Raw genomic sequence first — 17,932 nt, 5'->3', positions numbered from 1 at the left:
TCACACGAAAGGAGAAGCCGCGGTGGAAACACAGCAGGCGTCGGACACCCCTGACCCCACACCCGCGCCAGAACCCACCCTGCCGCGTCTCGGCCTGCGCGGAAGCTTGCGCTTCATCTGGCGCCAGCTCACGAGCATGAACACGGCGCTCGTGCTGCTTCTTCTGCTCGCGGTCGCGGCTGTGCCCGGGTCGCTTTTGCCGCAACGCTCCGTGAATCCCGCGCAAACGGATCAGTTCTTGGCCGAGAACGGCTGGTGGGGCGAGCTTCTTGACTGGGCAGGATTCTTCGAGGTTTTTACCTCGCCGTGGTTTAGCGCGATTTACCTTCTGCTGTTCATTTCCCTCGTGGGCTGTGTGCTTCCGCGCTGCGTGACATACGCGCGTCAGGTTGTCGCGCAGCCGCCCCGCACGCCGCGCCGGCTTACGCGCTTCACTGGCTACACGAGACGTCCTGTCGAGGCAGCCACGGCGAAGGATATCCAGGATCGCGCCGGAAAGCGCCTCAAGCGGACCGGCTATCGCGTGCGGCACCTCGAGGAGGAAACGGGTGCGCTGAGCGTGAGCGCCGAGCGCGGGTATTTGCGCGAAGCCGGCAATCTCGTGTTTCACATCGCGCTCCTCGGCGTCCTCATCGGCGTGGGGCTCGGCTATCTCACGTCATATCGCGGGCAAATCACCGTCGTCGAGGGGGAGGGGTTTGCGAACTCTCTGACCGGCTACGACACGTTTGAGTCGGGCGCGTGGTTCAATCCCGACGATCTCCCGCCGTTCCGCTTCACGCTCGACGAGTTTCGCGCGGAGTTCTCGACCGATACCTCGAATCCGAAGGCCTTCGGGCTGCCCACGAAGTTCGAGGCGGACCTTACCGTTGAGGCACCGAGCCGCGAAACATTCCGCAAGCGCGTGCGCGTGAACGAGCCCCTCGAGGTCGATGGCGCGAGCGCGTTTCTTCTCGGCAACGGCTACGCCCCCATCCTCACCGTGCGTGACCCCGAGGGGAACGTCGTCGCGGACGGGCCCGTTCGTGCCGTCTCGAACGACAAAAACTACACCGGCCAGATCGTGTTGAAGATACCCGATGCGTCCCCGAAGCAAATGGCTCTCGTGGGGATCTTCGCGCCGACGGCCGTCGTCGATGAGCGCGGCCCCCACTCGACATACGCGGGCCTCGTGGAACCGAAGCTCTTCCTCACGGCGCACACCGGTGACCTGGGCCTCGATGCCGGCGTGCCCACCAACGCCTATCAGATCGACGTCTCCACGCTTGACCAAGTGACCCAAGCCGATGGGAAACCTCTGCTCATGAGCCTTTCGCCCGGGGAGAGCTTCGATCTTCCCGATGGCTCGAGCATCGAGTTTCGCGGCGTCAAGCGCTATGCTGCTTTCGACGTGAAGCATGACCCCTGGCAGGGTTTCACGCTTGCGATGGCGCTCACCGCGGCCGCTGGCCTCATGCTTTCGCTCTTCATCCCGCGCCGCCGCCTGTGGGTGCGCGCGATCCCCGCGGGCGAAGGCGTAGAGATCGAGGTTGCTGGTCTTGCGCGTAGCGAAGACTTCGCCCTCGCGAACGACGTGGCCCGCCTCGCCGACCACCTCGCGCCTGCCTCCCCCTCCGCCGTTCCTCGAGGAAAAGGACCCCGTCAGTGAATTTTCAGCAGCTCGCCGCGGCATCGGATTTCTTCATCCTGCTCGCGATGGTCGTGTACATGATGGCGTTCGTCGCCTTTGCCATCGATCTCGCGAAAGCGGTTCGGGTGCGCTCGGATGTGCGCCTCGCGAAGAAAGCGCGCGAGCGTGAGCTCGCCACCGTCGGCGCGCCTGCGAGCTCCAATTTCGCCGGCTCTGCCCCTGCCGCGGATCTCGACCTTTCTGACGGCGCCGACGATGCCGAGGCCGAACTCACGCCTGCACGTGGAATGAGTCCGCTGAGCTTCGCCCTGGGGGCTGCGACGATCGCGACCGCCTTCCAGCTCCTCGGCGTCATTGCGCGCGGTATCGCGACTCAGCGTGTGCCGTGGGGCAACATGTACGAGTTCTCGATGACCGGGGCGGCCGTCATCATGGCAATATTTCTGCTGCTCGCGCACCGAGTGCGGGACATGCGTAGGCTTGGACTCTTCGTGCTTACGCCCGTCCTTTTCATTATGGTCATCGCGTACACGTCGTGGTATTTGCCGGCCGCGCACCTCACGCCGAGCCTCCAGAATTCGCCGTGGCTCGTGATTCACGTGATCGTGGCGATCCTCTCGATGGCCCTGTTCTCCCTGTCCGCCGTTGTCGCGCTGCTGCAGCTGCTCCAGCATTCGCGTGAGAGTCGCCTCGAGGCGGGGAATGAGGCGGGCTCGTCGCTTCTCGAGCGGGTGCTCGAGCGGGTTCCCAACGCCAAGCGCCTCGAGCAGGTTGCATTTCAAACGACGGCCGTGGGCTTTGTGCTGTGGACGTTCACGCTGATCTTTGGTGCTATTTGGGCGAACTATGCGTGGGGGCGCTACTGGAACTGGGATCCGAAGGAAACGTGGACGTTCGTCATTTGGATCGTGTACGCGGTGTACCTCCACGCGCGCGCGACGGTGGGTTTCCGAGGAAAGACCGCCGCGTACTTCTGCATCGCCGGTTTCGTGTGCGTGATCTTCAATTACACGATCGTCAACACGGTCATCAACGGCTTGCATTCGTACTCGGGCCTGTAAATGTCGGTGCGTGAGTGCGACGTCTTCCGCAAACCTGGGACCGCGCGCGCGATCCAGTGGGAACGCGCGGGTCTCGAGTGGCTTGAGGAGGCCGCGACGAGCGGTGGTGCTCGGGTGGTCGGGATCGTGGGGTCCGACGCCTCCCAGCTGTGCCTCGAACGCATTTCGCACGTGGCGCCTAGCGCGCGTGCGGCGCGCGACTTTGGCGCGGCACTCGCCGTGACGCATGGCGCTGGTTGCGGCCGCGCGAGTGAGAGTGGCGAGCGGAGTTTCGGGCTCGGGCCGGTCGATGCCGAAGGCCGCGCGTGGCGGGGAGACGGTCTCCAGGGGCCCGCGGGCGAGCAGCTTGCGCTTCCCCTCGCGCAGGAAGGCGAGTACCTTTCGTGGGGCGCGATGTTCGCGAATGCGCGGGTCGACCCGCTCGTGCGCGCGTCGGGGGATCTGTTCGACGCGGAGCAGCGCAAAGTTTTCAGGCGTCTCATGTCGAGGCTGTGCGCCGGTGATTTTGATGACGACGAGCCTCCCGCACGTGTCCACGGTGATCTGTGGGCGGGCAACGTGCTTTTTGATTCCGAGGGGGCAGTGTTGATTGATCCCGCGGCGTATTCCGGCCACCGTCTGGATGACCTCGCGGCCCTTCACTTGTTCGGAGCGCCGCATCTCGCCCACGTGGTCGAAGGCTACGAAGCAGCGCATCCACTCGCGCATGAGTGGCGAGACGTTCTCGCTCTCCATTCGCTGCATCTTGTGCTCCTGCACGCCGCACTTTTTGGCGGCGGGTACGCCGGCGAGGCGCTCACGATCGCGCGGCGCTACGCCTAGGATTAATACCCGTCAGGGAACAACCCTTGGTTCGGAGGAACCCCGTGATCACCACCGCTGTAATTCTCGCCCGCGGCCTTGGCACGCGCATGCGCGCTGAGGGCGAAAGCACGAGCTTGAGTGCCGAGCAGGCTGCCGCCGCAAGCCTCGGCTACAAGGCGCTCATGCCGATCGGCGCGCATCGCCTCATCGACTATTCGCTCAGTGCGCTTGCGGATGCGGGCATCACGCGGGCCGTCGTCGTTGTCGCGCCCGAACACGAGGCGTTCAGCGCGCACGTCCGCGAGCTCGCGCCGAGCCGCCTGCGCATTGACTTTGCGGTCCAGGATGAGCCTCTCGGCACGGCGAACGCCCTCGCGAGCGCTGCGAGCGTCGTGGGGGAGGAGTCGATGCTCATGGTCAACGGCGATAACCTCTACCCGCGCGAAGCCCTCGAGGCCATGGCGAAGGTGTCGGGGAGCGCAATCGCGGGCTTTGACCGGGCGTCGCTCATCGAAAACAGCAACATTCCCGCCGAGAGAATCGCCTCGTTCGCGCTCATCAGGCACGAGGGCAACCGCCTGACCGGCATGATCGAGAAACCGTCCCAGTCCGAGCGTGCCGAGTTTGGCGAGAGCGCACCGGTATCGATGAACCTTTTCGCGTTCGAGCCGTCCATCTTTGAGGCATGCCGAAGCATCGCGCCGTCGGCCCGCGGCGAGTACGAGATCGTCGATGCCGTCATGGCGCTCGAAAGCGTGCAGGTCGTGCCGGTGTCGGGCGGTGTGCTCGACCTCTCGCGCCGCGATGATATCGCCGATGTTCAGGCGCGCCTCTCCCACGTGGACGTGCGCCTGTGACCGGGTGGCGGGTTCCGGGCCGCATCGAAGTCCTCGGAAAACACACTGACTACGGGGGCGGCCAGGTGCTCGTATCGGCGGTGAGCCGGGCCGTGACGGTGCGCGGGCGGAACAAGCCCGACGCTTCCTCGACATTCACCATCCGCACGTCGCTCAGTAGCGAGCCGGCCGAACTCACCCCGCTGCGCGACCCGAAACTGCCAAACGGCCACTGGGCCCACTACGTGCAAACGGCGCTCAACCGCCTCACGGCGAACTTCGGTCCGCTTGCTCCGGCTGAACTCACCATTGACTCGGATCTGCCACCCGCCTCGGGGATGAGCAGTTCGTCCGCGGTCCTCACGGCGGTGGCACTCACTCTCGCGGACCTCAACGACCTTCCCGCGCGTGAAGAGTGGACGCGAAACATCGACAATCGCGTGGATCTCGCGGGGTACGCCGCCTCGATCGAAAACGGGAAGCGGTTCAAAGACCTCGCGGGTCTCACGGGCGTGGGCACGTCGGGCGGGTCGCTCGATCACACCGGGATGCTCGCGACGCAGCCGGGCGCGCTCAGCCACGTGGTGTTTGATCCGCCGACGGTTCTCGGCACCTCGTCGCTTCCTGAAGATCTGGTGTTCGTCATCGCCGTGAGCGGGGTCCTCGCCGAAAAGACGGGTGCGGCGCGCGAGGCGTACAACCGTGGGCCTGCTGCGCTCGGGGCGGTGCTCGAAGCGTGGAACGAGCAGCAGGGACGCGATGATTCATCGCTTCACCGCGTCTTGCGAGAGCTGACCGGGAGCAGTGATCCCTCATTGCCCGTGGATCGCTCCTCGCGCGAGCTCGATCCGCTCAGGCGCGTCGCTCCCGAGGGGTATGCGAGTCAGAGGCTCGAGCAGTTCATCGAGGAGTCCGAGGTGCTCGTGCCCGAGGCTGCCGCAGCCCTCAATCGAGGGGATATCGACGCGTTTTCGGCGATCGTGTTGCGCTCGCAGGACCTTGCGGAACGAAAGCTCGGCAACCAGATTCCGGAAACCATCGAGCTTGTTCGCTCGGCACGCGCGCTCGGGGCTCGTGCCGCCTCCGCGTTCGGTGCAGGGTTCGGCGGGAGCGTGTGGGCGCTCGTTTCTCGCGCGGATGCCGCGGCGTTTGCGCGCCAGTGGAAGCGCGAATACGAGGCAACATACCCGCAGCACTCTGCTACAACCCTCATGTCCGAGCCCGGAGCGCCGGCAAACCGCCTCTAGCTCAGGCGGGCGATATCGGCGCCGTGCGCGGGCAGGGCACCTAGCGTCAGCGACGGGAAGTGACCTTAGCGGCGGGCGCCATCGTCGTCGGGGCCCTCAAGGTCGCCCGTTGGCTTGTCTTCGGGGCGCTCGTAGTCGCGCACAGTGTAATCACGCGGTCCCTTGGCAGGGGTGATTCTCGAATCGTCTTTTGGCGCGGGTGTGCGCCCAGGCGCCGGGCGCGGCTTGTTCGACGCTGCGGAACTACCTAAGGCGCCCTCTTCGCGTTTCTTGCGGCGCATCTCCTCCTGAATGTGCTCGCGGCGGCGCGCGCGGTTTTCCTGGTCGAGCTTCGCGAGGAAAGCCGGGTCGTCATCCGGGGCCAGCGGGCGCTGAGGTGCACGCGAGCGGGGCGCGCGAGCAGCATTCGACTGTGAACCTCGGTCTTTTCCTGCGAGAAGCCACAGGAACGCCCCGAGGAAAGGGACGAACACGATCACGAGGAGCCACCCGAGCTTCGGCAGCCCCTTAGAGCGCGACTCGGGAGTGTTCGCGACATCCGCGAGGGCATATACCGTGAGGGCAACGTAGGCGAGAACCAGGATCAAGCGAGGCATGCTCGCCATTCTTTCACGACGAGGGATAATGGAGGTAATGCGAAATTATGTTCTCTACTCGGTCATCCGCCTCGCCCTCTTTGCCGGGGTGTGGGCACTCTTGTACTTCTTCATGCCCGGCGTGCATTGGCTCTTCACAGGAACGCTCGCCGCGGTCATCGCGATGCTGATCTCGATCCTTGCGCTCGGAAAACTACGCCAGGGGGTTGCCTCGAACCTTGAGCACTCCGTCGAAGAGCGACGAGAGAAAAAGCGGGGTCACAAATCTGACGCCGAGCTCGATGCGGAGGAAGAGGACAGCCTCATCGACCGCGGTGAGTAGCCCCTGCTTTTAGAGGAGCGCCGAACTCAGGGCGAACCCCGCGAGCATGAGGAGCGAGGCCACGAGTTCAAGTTTGCCCGTCGCCGCGAGCACGGGAATTAACTCTCGGCCCGAAGCGCGCTGCTCAATCACGCGCCGGATGGGCGCCATCGCAAGGGGCAGTGCGAGGAACGTGAGCGCCACGAGTGGAGCGTGCGGAACCACGGGAATCAGCAAAAGGAACGGCACGAGGATCATCGCCGCATACAGCAGGCGCGTGGCACCGTCGCCGAGCCGGACAGCAAGTGTGCGCTTGCCGGAGACGCGGTCGGAGGGGATATCGCGCAGGTTGTTCGTGAGCATGACCGCGCAGGCCCACAGGCCAACGCCGCTCGCAACGAGCAGGTCGTCGAGCCCAGTGCGCCCAGATAGGAGATAGCTCGTTCCCATGACCGCAACGAGCCCGAAGAACACGAACACCATGACCTCGCCGAGGCCCATGTAGCCGTAAGGGTGCTTGCCGCCCGTGTAGTACCACGCCGCGAGAATGCACACGATCCCGACCAGAATCATCCACCACGCGCCCGCGAGGATCACGAGCGTGAGGCCCGCGAGGGCCCCCACCCCAAATGACGCGAAAGCCGCGCGCTTCACGGCCATGGGCCGCGCCGCCCCCGAACCGGTCAGCCGGAACGGGCCGACGCGGTCATCGTCGGTGCCGCGGACACCGTCGGAATAATCATTCGCGTAATTGACGCCCACCTGCAGGGCGAGAGCGAGCACGAGCGCGAGCAGGGCCCGCCCGACGGTGACGCTGCCCTGGTAACCCCCGTGCATGAGGGCGAGGCCCGTGCCTGCCGCGACCGGGGCGATGGCCGCGGGAAGCGTGCGGGGCCGGGCCCCCTCGATCCATTGTGCTGCACTCGCCATTTACTCGTTGTCCTCTTCGTCGGGCCCGCCGAATTCGAGCTCGTGGTGCCCGTCGGCGCTGAAACGTGTGCCGAGGCTCTTCGCGTACTCGAAAGCCTCGATATTGAGCAGCGCCTCGTGCGCTAGCTCAGCGGCGGCTTTGCGGTCCACCTTTCCGCTGTCGAGGCGGGGGAGGGAGCCCGTCGTCAGGACGCTGCGGGGAATTTCGTGCCGCGCGAAACCGGCATCGGTAAGGGCGGTCGCGACCGTCAGCTGCGCCTGGAGATCCGCCGTCCAGGTTTGGGTGGGCATCGCCCCCTCAACCTTTGGGACGGTGAGGGCCACAGCCATCTGGCCCCACTCCTTCGACTCGACGGGAACGACGAGAACTTCGCGAAACTCGCCCGTGCCCTCGAGTACGCGCTCAAGTGCCTGCGGAACGATTTTGCGCCCGCCCGAAATGATGACGTCATCCGCACGCCCCAGGATGGTGAGGCGCGTGAGACCAGTGGCCTTGTCGCGAGTGAGGCGTGCGAGGTCACGCGTGCGCAAGAGGCGCGTTGCGGCGAGCTCGGGTGTCGAAAAGAAGCGGCGGCGCGTATCGGCATCGTTGCCGTCGACATTCGTGAACGCGCCCGTCTCGTAGATATATCCGAGCGCGATCGACGGCCCCGTAATCATGAGCTGATCCTCATCGTTGACCTTGAGTTCGACCCCCTGGAGGGGGAGACCGTTGTAGACGCAGCCACCGGCGGTCTCACTCGAGCCGTAGGTCGTGACGATCCGTGCGCCGAGCTTTCGCGCGCGATCGAGGAGCTCAGGGGCAGTCGCGGCGCCGCCCACGAGGACCGCCTCGAAACGGGAGAGGGCGCGCGATACAGCAGCATCACCTGCTTCGGCCGCGCTCACGATTCGTTCGAGCTGCGTGGGAACGAAGGACGTGTAAAGCGGCAGGTCAGCAAGGGCCTGATCGCTGCGGACACGTGCGTTCCAGCGCTCCATTGCACCCGTCAGCACCGCCGCATCGAAATGACCCGAAAGATCCACGAGCGGCGCGAGTGCGCCAGGAAGCCCGTCGTGATCGTCGAGTCCCAGAAGTGTGCTTGCCACGCTCGCCCGAGCGATGACCTGCACGCCCGCGATGTGCGTGGGGGGAAGAAACAGCATCCAGGCACCGTGCGAACCGAACTCATAGGCCGTCGCGTGAATCGAGGCCTTGAGGCTCTGGATCGAGTGCGCGACAGACTTCGGCGTCCCGGTGGAACCGGAGGTCGGCACCACGAGGGCGATCTCGCGCGGATCGGGCTCACGTACCCCCGCGTTAGAACGCGCACACGTACAGCCCGCGCACGCGTTTTCGCGCGGTTTCGCGCATTCGAGCGGGCCGATCAGCTCAGGTCGCTCATGGGCGCCGAGCCAGAGGCGAGCGGTACCAGCGAGGGCCTCGCCGATGCCGCGCGCGTACTGAGCTTGCGAGCACACGGTCCCATCGAACGGGCCGGGCGTTAGCCACGGAAGCGACTCGCGGTCGGGGGTATGTGAGGTGCTCACGCGTGCTCCTTTCGGTGAAGAATGTCGATCCGACGCTTGCCGGCAACCGTCGGAACCCTAGCCTTGCGGGTGGGGGAAGGCCGACCAATCCGGCTCGCGCTTTTCGAGGAACGCGTCGCGCCCTTCGACCGCTTCGTCGGTCATGTAGGCGAGGCGTGTGGCCTCACCCGCGAAAACCTGCTGGCCCATGAGGCCATCGTCAGCGAGATTAAAGGCGAACTTGAGCATGCGAATTGCCTGCGGGGATTTCGTGCCGATCACGCGGGCCATGCGCAGGGCCTCGTTTTCGAGCTCCTCGTGAGGCACGACGCGGTTGACGGCCCCCCAGTTGTAGGCATCCTCCGCCGAGTACTCCTCGGCGAGGAAGAAGATTTCGCGCGCGCGCTTCTGCCCGACCTGCTTCGCGAGGTACGCACTCCCGTAGCCGCCGTCGAAGCTGCCCACATTCGCGTCGGTCTGCTTGAAGCGCGCGTGTTCCCTACTCGCGATCGAGAGGTCGGCGACGACGTGCAGTGAGTGGCCACCGCCGGCAGCCCAGCCGTTGACCGCAGCGATCACGACCTTGCCCATCGTGCGGATGAGACGCTGAACTTCGAGGATGTGGAGGCGGCCTGCGCTTTCCGGGCGGATCGATTCGGCCGTGTCACCGTCGGCATACCGATACCCGCTGCGCGAGCGGATCCGCTGGTCCCCGCCCGAGCAGAACGCCCACACGCCGTCCTTGGGGGCGGGACCGTTGCCCGTAAGAATGATGACGCCCACGCTCGGGTCGAGGCGTGCGTGATCGAACGCGCGGTACAGCTCGTCGACCGTGTGCGGGCGAAAGGCATTGCGCACCTCGGGCCGGTCAAACGCGATGCGTACGGCGTTGAGATCCCGGCACTGTTCCTCGCCGTGCTCATCGCGCGTGCGCTCGACAGCGCGATGGTAGGTGATGTCCGTGAACGGTGCGGAGCCAAGTTCGGCCGCGTCGATGTCACGCCAACGATCGGGGTCGAACGTCGCTGATACGGGGGCGGGAAGTGGCGCTGCAGTCATGATGTCAAGTTTAAAGCTTCGTGTGAAAAGCGCGCCGTCGCAGGCCTGAAACCACCCAAGCGCTCGTGAAAAATGAGGCGTAGACTACATTAAGCAATCGGCATTGGCGCATGAGCGGCCTGCCGCCCTGCGCCGTGTCGCCCCACTAGTGCAAGTCCCAGTCATGGGCAGGGAGAGACATGAGCTCCGCACGCGAATGGCCGAACGAGCCATCCCATCCACTTACCGCCGAAGAAGCCCATCAGCTCAATTCGTGGTGGCGCGCCGCGAACTATCTTTCGGTGGGCCAGATCTACCTCATGAACAACCCGCTCCTGCGCGAACCTCTTTCGCGCGATGACGTGAAGCCGCGCCTTCTCGGTCACTGGGGCACTACCCCCGGGCTCACGTTCCTGTACGCGCACGCAAACCGCGCGATCAAACAGCGCGGCCTCAACGCGTTTTACGTGACGGGCCCAGGCCACGGCGGCCCGGGCCTCGTTGCCGCGAGCTACCTCGAAGGCACCTACACCGAGACCTACCCGGCCATCACGAAGGATGAGCGCGGCCTCAAGAAGCTCTTCACGCAGTTCTCGTTCCCCGGCGGTATCCCCTCGCACGTCGCCCCCGAAACTCCGGGCTCCATCCACGAGGGCGGTGAGCTCGGCTACGCGCTCTCGCACGCGTACGGTGCGGTGCTCGACAATCCCGACCAGATCGCCTTCACGATCGTGGGCGACGGCGAAGCCGAGACGGGCCCGCTCGCGACGAGCTGGCACTCGAACAAGTTCCTCAACCCGAAGAACGATGGCGTTGTGCTGCCGATTCTCCACCTCAATGGGTACAAGATCGCGAATCCCACCGTTCTTGCGCGCATCAGCGAGGATGAGCTTCGCTCGCTCATGGTGGGCTACGGTCACACCCCTCTGTTCTTCGAAGGTGGCTTCGACGACGAACCGATCGAAGAGACGCACAAGCGTTTCGCTGCGGTGCTCGACGAGGCGCTCGACATGATCGCCGACATTAAAAAGCGCGCCGCCGAAGGCGACATCGAGCGCCCGATGTGGCCGATGATCGTGTTCCGCACGCCGAAGGGCTGGACTGGCCCGAAGGAGATCGACGGGAAGAAAACCGAGGGCTCGTGGCGCAGCCACCAGGTGCCGCTCGCGAGCGCACGCGACACCGATCAGCACCTGAACGACCTGCGCGAATGGCTCGAGTCCTACAAGATCGAGGAGCTCGTCGACGAGGACGGCGCGTTCATCGACGAGGTCGTCGATGCTGCGCCGGAGGGGCTCAAGCGCATGAGCGCCAACCCGATCACGAACGGCGGCGAGGTCCTCCACGACCTCGTGCTCCCCGATTTTCGCGAGTACGGCGTTGACGTGCCTCATCACGGTGGAACGAATTCCGAGGCCACTCGCGTTCTTGGCACGTGGCTGCGCGACGTCGTCAAGAACAACATGCATAACTTCCGCGTGTTCGGCCCTGATGAAACTGCCTCGAACCGTCTCCAGGCGATCTATGAAGTCTCGGGAAAGCAGTGGAATGGCGAGTTCGAGGACCATGACGCCTCCGAGAATCTCGCGCAAGAGGGCCGCGTCATGGAGATGCTCTCCGAGCACCAGATGCAGGGCTGGCTCGAAGGCTACCTGCTGACTGGCCGCCACGGCCTTTTCTCGAGCTACGAGGCATTTATTCACATCGTCGATTCGATGGTGAACCAGCACGCCAAGTGGCTCAAGGTTACAAATGAGATCGAGTGGCGGCGCCCCATCGCCTCGCTCAACTACCTCCTGAGCTCGCACGTGTGGCGCCAGGACCACAACGGCTTTAGCCACCAGGATCCGGGCTTCATCGATCACGTGGTGAACAAGAAGAGCGAAGTTGTGCGCGTGTACCTTCCGCCGGACGCCAACACGCTGTTGTCGACGTACGATCACTGCTTGCGTTCGCGCCAGTACATCAACGTGGTCGTCGCCGGCAAGCAGCCGAACCCGAACTGGCTCACGATGGACGAGGCGATCGTGCACTGCACGCGCGGCATCGGCATTTGGGAGTGGGCAGGCACCGAGGTGAACGGTGAGGGCGTGGACGTCGTCCTCGGCTGCGCGGGCGATATCCCGACGATCGAGACTCTCGCGGCCGCGAAAATCCTCCGCGAGGAGATCCCCGAGCTGCGCGTGCGCGTTGTGAACGTCGTTGACCTCATGCGTCTCCAGCATGAGCGTGAGCACCCGCACGGTCTTTCCGAGAAGGACTTCGACGGCCTCTTCGGCAAGGACATCCCGGTCGTGTTTGCCTACCACGGTTACCCCTGGCTCATTCACCGCCTTGCCTACCGCCACGACCCGAACGCGCGCATCCACGTGCGCGGGTACAAGGAAGAGGGCACGACGACGACGCCGTTCGACATGCTCATGCGCAACGACATCGATCGTTTCCACCTCGTCATGGATGTGATCGACCACGTCGATTCGCTCGGTACGCGGTACGCGGGACTGCGCCAGCGCATGTCTGACGAGCGTATTCGCGCCCGGCAGTACGCGTTCACGCACGGCGCCGACATTCCCGAGGTCGCGAACTGGGTGTGGGACGATGAGCAGCACGATGCGGTTATCGCGAGCGAGGCCGTGAACGTGACGGGCGGCGACAACGAGTAGCTCCCCGCCACCTCCCCTTTCCTGAATTGCATAGAGGTCGTGGGGGTTTGCGAGGGGCGAGACCTCGCGGATAACCCCCACAACCCTTATGCAATCCGGGTGGCCCTTGTCCGCCTAGTCGCGCGAACGGAACCACCATTACCCCCAAAACTCCTATGCAATTCGAAGGACAGATCGAGCGCATCGAGATCGTGCGCATCCCCATGCGCACGCGCTTTCGCGGCATCGACGTGCGGGAGGCGGCCCTCCTGCTCGGCCCCGAAGGCTGGGGCGAGTTCTCGCCGTTTCTCGAATACGGCCCAGAGGAGGCCTCGGCCTGGCTCGCCGCCGCTCTCGAGCAGGCCACCCTTCCCTTCCCGGAGCCCCTGCGCCCCCGCATCCCCATCAATGCGACGATCCCCGTCGTGAGTCCGGAGCGCGCGTACGCGCTTGCCCGGTCGTTCGGCGCCGCCACCGCGAAGGTGAAGGTGTCCGACGCTAGCTGCGCCCACAGCGATGATGTGGCGCGAGTCGCGGCCGTGCGGGAGGCCCTGGGTGATGAGGCCAGAATTCGGGTGGATGCGAACGCCTCGTGGGAGGTGAACGAGGCGATCGAGAAGATTCGCGAACTCGATCGCGCGGCTGGCGGTCTCGAATACGTCGAGCAACCGTGCGCGAGCGTCCGCGAGCTTGCCGAGGTGAGGCGCGGCGTCCACGTGAAGATCGCCGCGGACGAATCGGTGCGCAAAGCCGACGATCCCCTCGCCGTGGCGCGAGCGAAAGCCGCCGACATCCTCGTCATGAAGGCACAGCCGCTCGGTGGAGTGCGGCGAGCCCTTGCGCTCGCGGAGCAAACGGGGCTTCCGGTTGTGGTGTCGAGCGCGCTCGAAACGTCGGTCGGCCTCAGCGCTGGTCTCGCGTTCGCGGCGGCCCTTCCTGAGCTCGAGCATGCGTGCGGGCTCGGCACGGCGAGACTCCTCGAAGGGGACGTGTGCGAGCGTCCGCTCGTGAGTGACGACGGCACGCTTCCCGCGGGGCGCATCGACGTGAGCGAGGAGTTCATTGAGAAGTACCGCGCGAGTGAGAGTCGCGCGCGCGAATGGCATGCGCGCATTTCCCAGGCAGCCGAGGTGCTCGAGGCGCGCACGCGGTAGCCCGGTAAGCTGGGGACATGCATATTTCTGCCCCGCCTCGTGCCGGTTCGGGCGCGCTTGAGGCCGCACACGCCCTTCTTTCCTCCCTCATCGCGTGCGGGCTTCGCCACCTCGTGCTTGCCCCCGGATCGCGCTCGGCTCCGCTCGCCTATGCAGCCAGTGCCCTCGCCGAGCGCACAAGCACGGCATTCGAGGTGCACGTGCGCCACGATGAGCGATCCGCGGCGTTTACGGCCCTCGGACTTAGTCGAGCTGGGGAGCTGGCCGCCGTCGGAACGACGAGCGGAACCGCGACCGCGCACTTGCTTGCCGCCGCCATGGAAGCCCACCATAGCGGTATACCCCTCGTGCTGCTCACGGCCGACCGACCGGCCGAGCTACGCGGGACCGGTGCGAACCAAACGACGTGCCAGGCGGGGCTCTTTTCGCCGTTCACCGTGCTCAACGTCGACCTTCCCGCGCCCGGTGCTCACGAGGCGAGCCACACCGATGTTCGGCTCGCGGTCGACACGGCTGCGCGCGCGGCCCACGCCACCCTCGAATCTCCAGGGCCCGTGCACCTCAACCTCGGTTTTCGCGATCCGCTCGCGGCGACGTGGGCGACAGTCGAGCGTGTCGAGGAAGTGCTCCGCATTCCCGAGCACACCGCTTCGGCGGACCGCGCCGGTGTTCCTCTTCGCGACCTGCCCGCCCGCACCGTGGTCGTCGCCGGCGACGGGTATGACTCCGGGCGCCGAGCCAGCGCGCTCGCCACACGCTTGGGCCTGCCGCTTTTCGCCGAGCCGAGCAGCTATGCACGCGCGTGCGCAGACGTCCTCGTGCCCATGTATCCGGAGGCGATCGCGCACGTCATGGGCGCGGAAGCCCACGAGCTTCGACCGCGAACTGTCATCGTCGTGGGCCACCCCACGCTTTCTCGGCCCGTGATGCGGCAACTTCTCGGCGCGAGCGACATCGAGGTCATCCTCGAAAGCAGCCGCCTTGAATGGCCCGATGCGCCTCGCAACGCCTCGCACATCATTCCCTTGATCGACGTCGAAACCTCGAGCCTCGCCGAGGAACAGCCGAGTTACCTCGACGCGTGGAAGGACCTCGGCAGGGAACTCGACGCGCGGGGCCGTGAGCGTCTCGCGCCGCAAGCCGTGGCCGCGCTCGCGGTATGGGAGGCATGCGCGCAGGACCGCGCCCCACTCGTACTCGGCGCGAGTTCCCTCATCCGCGACCTCGAACAGCACGCGGGATCGAATAGCGCGCGCGTGTACGCCAATCGCGGCCTCGCGGGAATCGACGGCACAGTGTCGATGGCGAGCGGCATTGCCCTCGCCGAACGGAATCGCACGCGCGTCCTCCTCGGCGATGTGAGCGCGATTCACGATCTCACGGGTTTTGTCATCGGCCCCACCGAGCGCGAGCCCGAACTCGACATTGTGATCGTGGACGACAACGGCGGGCGCATCTTCTCGGGCCTTGAGCACCAGGGGGCGCCGAGCTCGGTTCTCGAACGGTTTTTCACGACGCCTCATGGGATTGATTTGGCTTCGGCGATCGAGGGGCTCGGCGTTCAGGTTGAGCGGTGTGCTCCCGGTGAACTCTCAGGGCGCCTGTCGACCGCCTCACACAACGCTCGCCGCCGGGTGTTTTTTGTGGATATCGGAAGCGAACGTTCAGGAAACGGGGTTTAGATCACGCCTATGAAGAAATCACCGTCGTGGCTTGCGACCGCCACCCTCGTCATCGTTGGCATGCTCCTCTCGTCGATCTTCACGATCGGCGCGGCAACCGGCCTCGGTCTTATGTTCTGGGGAGCGCCCGGTGAGGCCTCGCGCAGCAAGGCGCAGTCGGGGACCCCGGCTGAAAGGGTCGGCCACGGTGGTGACGTTGTCGAGGACTCGTGGGTCGATACCGCCCGCGTCATCTCGCCGAGCACGGTTTCGATTCGCGTTGATACCGGCAACGGCGGTTCAGAAGGCACGGGCATCGTGTACGACGGCAAGGGCACGATCGTGACGAACGCGCACGTAGTCGCGGGCGCGGTCCTCATTAACGTGACAACCTCCGATGGGCGGACGTTCGATGCGACCCTCATCGGTTCGGATGAAAGCACCGACATCGCACTCGTTCGCCTCTCGAACCCGCCGAAGGATCTCACCCCGGCGACGTTCGCGGATTCCTCCGCCCTTACGGTGGGGCAGGATGTCATGGCGATGGGCACGCCTCTCGGTCTCGCGAACACGGCGACGACCGGCATCGTTTCGGCGCTCAACCGTCCCGTTGTTACGCGCCCGGAGCGCAGCGAAAACCAAGACCCCTCGACCGCGTCGTACACGTCAGCGATCCAGACCGATGCCTCGGTGAACCCCGGTAACTCGGGCGGCCCGCTCGTCAACCGCGCCGGCGAGGTGATCGGCATTAACTCTTCGATCGCGTCGAACGCGTCGAAGAGCGAGGGAGCGGGGAGCATTGGCCTCGGGTTCGCGATCCCCTCAAACACCGTGAAGCTCATCGCGGAGCAGCTTGCGAAAAACGGCAAGGCCAAGCACGCGTTCCTCGGCGTGCGTATCAAGGACGGCGAGGCCAACACGGGGTCGGCCGTGGTTCAGGGCGCCCACGTCGTCGATGTGACTGCGGATAGCGCCGCGGCCAAGGCAGGAATCGCCAATGCGGATCTCGTGACGAAGGTCGACGACGTTCAGATCGGCTCCTCGTCAGCGCTGACCGCGTATGTTCGCAGTCTCGAGGTGGGCAGCACCCACACGTTTACCGTGCTGCGCGATGGGAAAGAGCGGACCGTCGATATCACGCTTCAGGGGAGCTAAGCGCCTCGAGGGCGCGCACGATCGGGCGGGTTTTGGCGAGCGCTTCTGCGTGCTCCGTGAGCGGATCGGAATCGCTCACGAGCCCGCCGCCCGCTTGCACTGTGAGCGTAGTGGCGCCCACGTGGGCCATGCGCAGGGCAATGGCAAGCTCGCCGTCGCCGTCCGCGCCGATCCAGCCAACGGGGGAGGCGTAGCCGGCGCGGTCAACGCGCTCGAGGCGCGCGATGACCTCGTTCGCGACCGAAAGTGGCGTGCCCGAGACGGCTGCGGACGGGTGCAGCGCCCCGGCGATCTCGAGAATCCCGAGGCCCTCGGGCGCGACGCCCCGAATGTCGGTCGCCAGGTGCTCGATTCCGGGCACATGCAGCACAAAGGGGCCTTCCGACGGCGCCAGGCGCACGCCGAGCCTTTCGAGCGGTTCGCGCACCGAGCGTGCTGCGAAATCGTGTTCGGAGCGCTCTTTGGGGTCGTGGAGGAACGTTTCTCGCTCCTCGGCGCTCAGTTCCTCGTCCCCGCTCACGGGCCGCGATCCCGCGAGAACGCGCGAGAACACGGTCGAGCCCTCTGTGCGCACGAGCATCTCGGGGGAGGCGCCCACAATGTCGTCGAGTGCGAATGTCCACGCGGTGGGGTAGCGGCGACTGAGCTGGGAGGCGAGCGCTGGCACGAGACTTGTCGCCTCGAGTGCGCCGAGGTCGATCTCGAATCGCTCCGAAAGCACGATCTTTTCGGCCACGCCGTCGTCAATCTCCTGGACGGCTTCTTTGACGAGCCCGCGGTAGGCCTCGCCCGAATGCGCGGGTCGCATTGCGCGAGGGGCAACCGTCGGGGACTTTCCGGCCTGAAAAAGCGCGAGGACCTGCTCGGCTGAGGTGGGGGAGGTTCCGACGGCTGCTTCGTTTTCGGTGCTCACGATCGTGAGGAAGGCGCAGCCGTCTACGGAGCCGAGCAGGTAGCGTGGAATCACGAGGCGTGAGGGGCGCGAGGATCCAGGGGAGTAGGAGAATGACGCGAAGGCGACGAGGCCGCTCCCGCGGAGATTGGCGAGGTCTTCTACCTCGGCATTGTCGCTCACGGCGCGAAACGCACGCGCGAGTGCATCGAAACGGTCGGCACCAGTGGCCTCGAGCCTTGCAGCCTCACCGATTCCGATGAGGCCCCCCGATCCGTGGAGCCATAGCGCGCTTGGGTCCTCCGGGATGCGCTCGGCGATGGTGACGGGGCTGTCAAGCTGGACCGATCGCACAGAAAAACGTGGGGGATCTACCGGGGGATGGGCGTCAGGGGCTAATAAGATGGGCATGATGTCCACATTATTGCGCACCGTTTGTTTTGCTCTCGCACCTACCGCGGTTTCTACGACCAGCC

15 protein-coding genes are annotated in these 17,932 nt (G+C 65.4%); 10 read left to right on the top strand and 5 right to left on the bottom strand.

Going from position 1 to position 17,932, the window contains the following annotated elements:
• Window positions 1-22: 22 nt before the first annotated feature.
• The 5 genes from HMPREF3157_RS03020 to HMPREF3157_RS03000 are packed head-to-tail and all read left to right on the top strand — an operon-like array spanning window position 23 to window position 5,578.
• Window positions 23-1,648, top strand: a complete 1,626-nt coding sequence (locus HMPREF3157_RS03020; protein WP_070435471.1) for a cytochrome c biogenesis protein ResB — start codon at window positions 23-25, stop codon at window positions 1,646-1,648.
• Window positions 1,645-2,691: a c-type cytochrome biogenesis protein CcsB gene (gene ccsB / locus HMPREF3157_RS03015; RefSeq protein ID WP_016663972.1), complete on the top strand. Its 1,047-nt coding sequence runs from the start codon at window positions 1,645-1,647 to the stop codon at window positions 2,689-2,691. The genes HMPREF3157_RS03020 and ccsB overlap by 4 nt, the downstream gene beginning before the upstream one ends.
• Complete coding sequence (locus HMPREF3157_RS03010) at window positions 2,692-3,513, top strand: fructosamine kinase family protein (RefSeq protein WP_016663973.1); 822 nt, start codon at window positions 2,692-2,694, stop codon at window positions 3,511-3,513. It abuts the gene before it with no gap.
• Window positions 3,514-3,557: 44 nt separating this feature from the next.
• Window positions 3,558-4,352 (top strand): nucleotidyltransferase family protein, encoded by a 795-nt coding sequence (locus tag HMPREF3157_RS03005; protein ID WP_052126825.1) that lies wholly within the window; start codon window positions 3,558-3,560, stop codon window positions 4,350-4,352.
• Complete coding sequence (locus HMPREF3157_RS03000; protein ID WP_016663975.1) at window positions 4,349-5,578, top strand: GHMP family kinase ATP-binding protein; 1,230 nt, start codon at window positions 4,349-4,351, stop codon at window positions 5,576-5,578. Before HMPREF3157_RS03005 ends, HMPREF3157_RS03000 begins: the two co-directional genes overlap by 4 nt.
• 65 nt (window positions 5,579-5,643) lie before the next feature.
• Here the strand turns inward: HMPREF3157_RS03000 and HMPREF3157_RS02995 are convergent, their stop codons facing one another.
• A complete protein-coding gene (locus HMPREF3157_RS02995) occupies window positions 5,644-6,174 on the bottom strand; it encodes a PLD nuclease N-terminal domain-containing protein (RefSeq protein ID WP_051120629.1) in 531 nt (176 codons plus the stop codon).
• Between the two features lie 37 nt (window positions 6,175-6,211).
• Here HMPREF3157_RS02995 and HMPREF3157_RS02990 point away from each other — a divergent pair, with 37 nt between their 5' ends.
• Window positions 6,212-6,496 (top strand): DUF4229 domain-containing protein, encoded by a 285-nt coding sequence (locus tag HMPREF3157_RS02990; protein ID WP_051120630.1) that lies wholly within the window; start codon window positions 6,212-6,214, stop codon window positions 6,494-6,496.
• 9 nt (window positions 6,497-6,505) lie between these two features.
• Here the strand turns inward: HMPREF3157_RS02990 and HMPREF3157_RS02985 are convergent, their stop codons facing one another.
• From HMPREF3157_RS02985 to HMPREF3157_RS02975, 3 genes are read right to left on the bottom strand one after another with little or no spacing between them, the layout of a single operon-like run.
• The gene (locus HMPREF3157_RS02985; RefSeq protein ID WP_016663978.1) at window positions 6,506-7,405 is read right to left on the bottom strand and encodes a 1,4-dihydroxy-2-naphthoate polyprenyltransferase; all 900 of its coding nucleotides are present in this window, start codon (window positions 7,403-7,405) and stop codon (window positions 6,506-6,508) included.
• On the bottom strand, window positions 7,406-8,935 hold the full coding sequence (locus HMPREF3157_RS02980) for an AMP-binding protein (RefSeq protein WP_016663979.1): 1,530 nt from the start codon (window positions 8,933-8,935) through the stop codon (window positions 7,406-7,408).
• Window positions 8,936-8,992: 57 nt separating this feature from the next.
• The gene (locus HMPREF3157_RS02975) at window positions 8,993-9,973 is read right to left on the bottom strand and encodes a 1,4-dihydroxy-2-naphthoyl-CoA synthase (RefSeq protein ID WP_070435470.1); all 981 of its coding nucleotides are present in this window, start codon (window positions 9,971-9,973) and stop codon (window positions 8,993-8,995) included.
• 179 nt (window positions 9,974-10,152) lie between these two features.
• Between HMPREF3157_RS02975 and HMPREF3157_RS02970 the strand changes: the two genes are divergently transcribed.
• From HMPREF3157_RS02970 to HMPREF3157_RS02955, 4 genes are all read left to right on the top strand, one after another.
• A complete protein-coding gene (locus HMPREF3157_RS02970) occupies window positions 10,153-12,615 on the top strand; it encodes a phosphoketolase family protein (RefSeq protein ID WP_016663981.1) in 2,463 nt (820 codons plus the stop codon).
• 155 nt (window positions 12,616-12,770) lie between these two features.
• A complete protein-coding gene (locus HMPREF3157_RS02965) occupies window positions 12,771-13,748 on the top strand; it encodes an o-succinylbenzoate synthase (protein WP_016663982.1) in 978 nt (325 codons plus the stop codon).
• A 17-nt stretch (window positions 13,749-13,765) separates the two neighbouring features.
• A complete protein-coding gene (gene menD, locus HMPREF3157_RS02960) occupies window positions 13,766-15,430 on the top strand; it encodes a 2-succinyl-5-enolpyruvyl-6-hydroxy-3-cyclohexene-1-carboxylic-acid synthase (protein ID WP_016663983.1) in 1,665 nt (554 codons plus the stop codon).
• Window positions 15,431-15,439: 9 nt separating this feature from the next.
• A complete protein-coding gene (locus HMPREF3157_RS02955; protein ID WP_016663984.1) occupies window positions 15,440-16,564 on the top strand; it encodes a S1C family serine protease in 1,125 nt (374 codons plus the stop codon).
• Here HMPREF3157_RS02955 and HMPREF3157_RS02950 read toward each other — a convergent pair.
• The gene (locus tag HMPREF3157_RS02950; protein WP_246816498.1) at window positions 16,545-17,810 is read right to left on the bottom strand and encodes an isochorismate synthase; all 1,266 of its coding nucleotides are present in this window, start codon (window positions 17,808-17,810) and stop codon (window positions 16,545-16,547) included. The two genes, HMPREF3157_RS02955 and HMPREF3157_RS02950, sit on opposite strands and share 20 nt — an antisense overlap.
• Window positions 17,811-17,932: the final 122 nt, after the last annotated feature.

Source organism: Dermabacter sp. HMSC06F07, from assembly GCF_001807345.1.
In the GTDB taxonomy this organism is placed as follows: domain Bacteria; phylum Actinomycetota; class Actinomycetes; order Actinomycetales; family Dermabacteraceae; genus Dermabacter; species Dermabacter hominis.
Note: the sequence above shows the minus strand (reverse complement) of the source record. Positions and strands in the feature narration are given on the sequence as shown.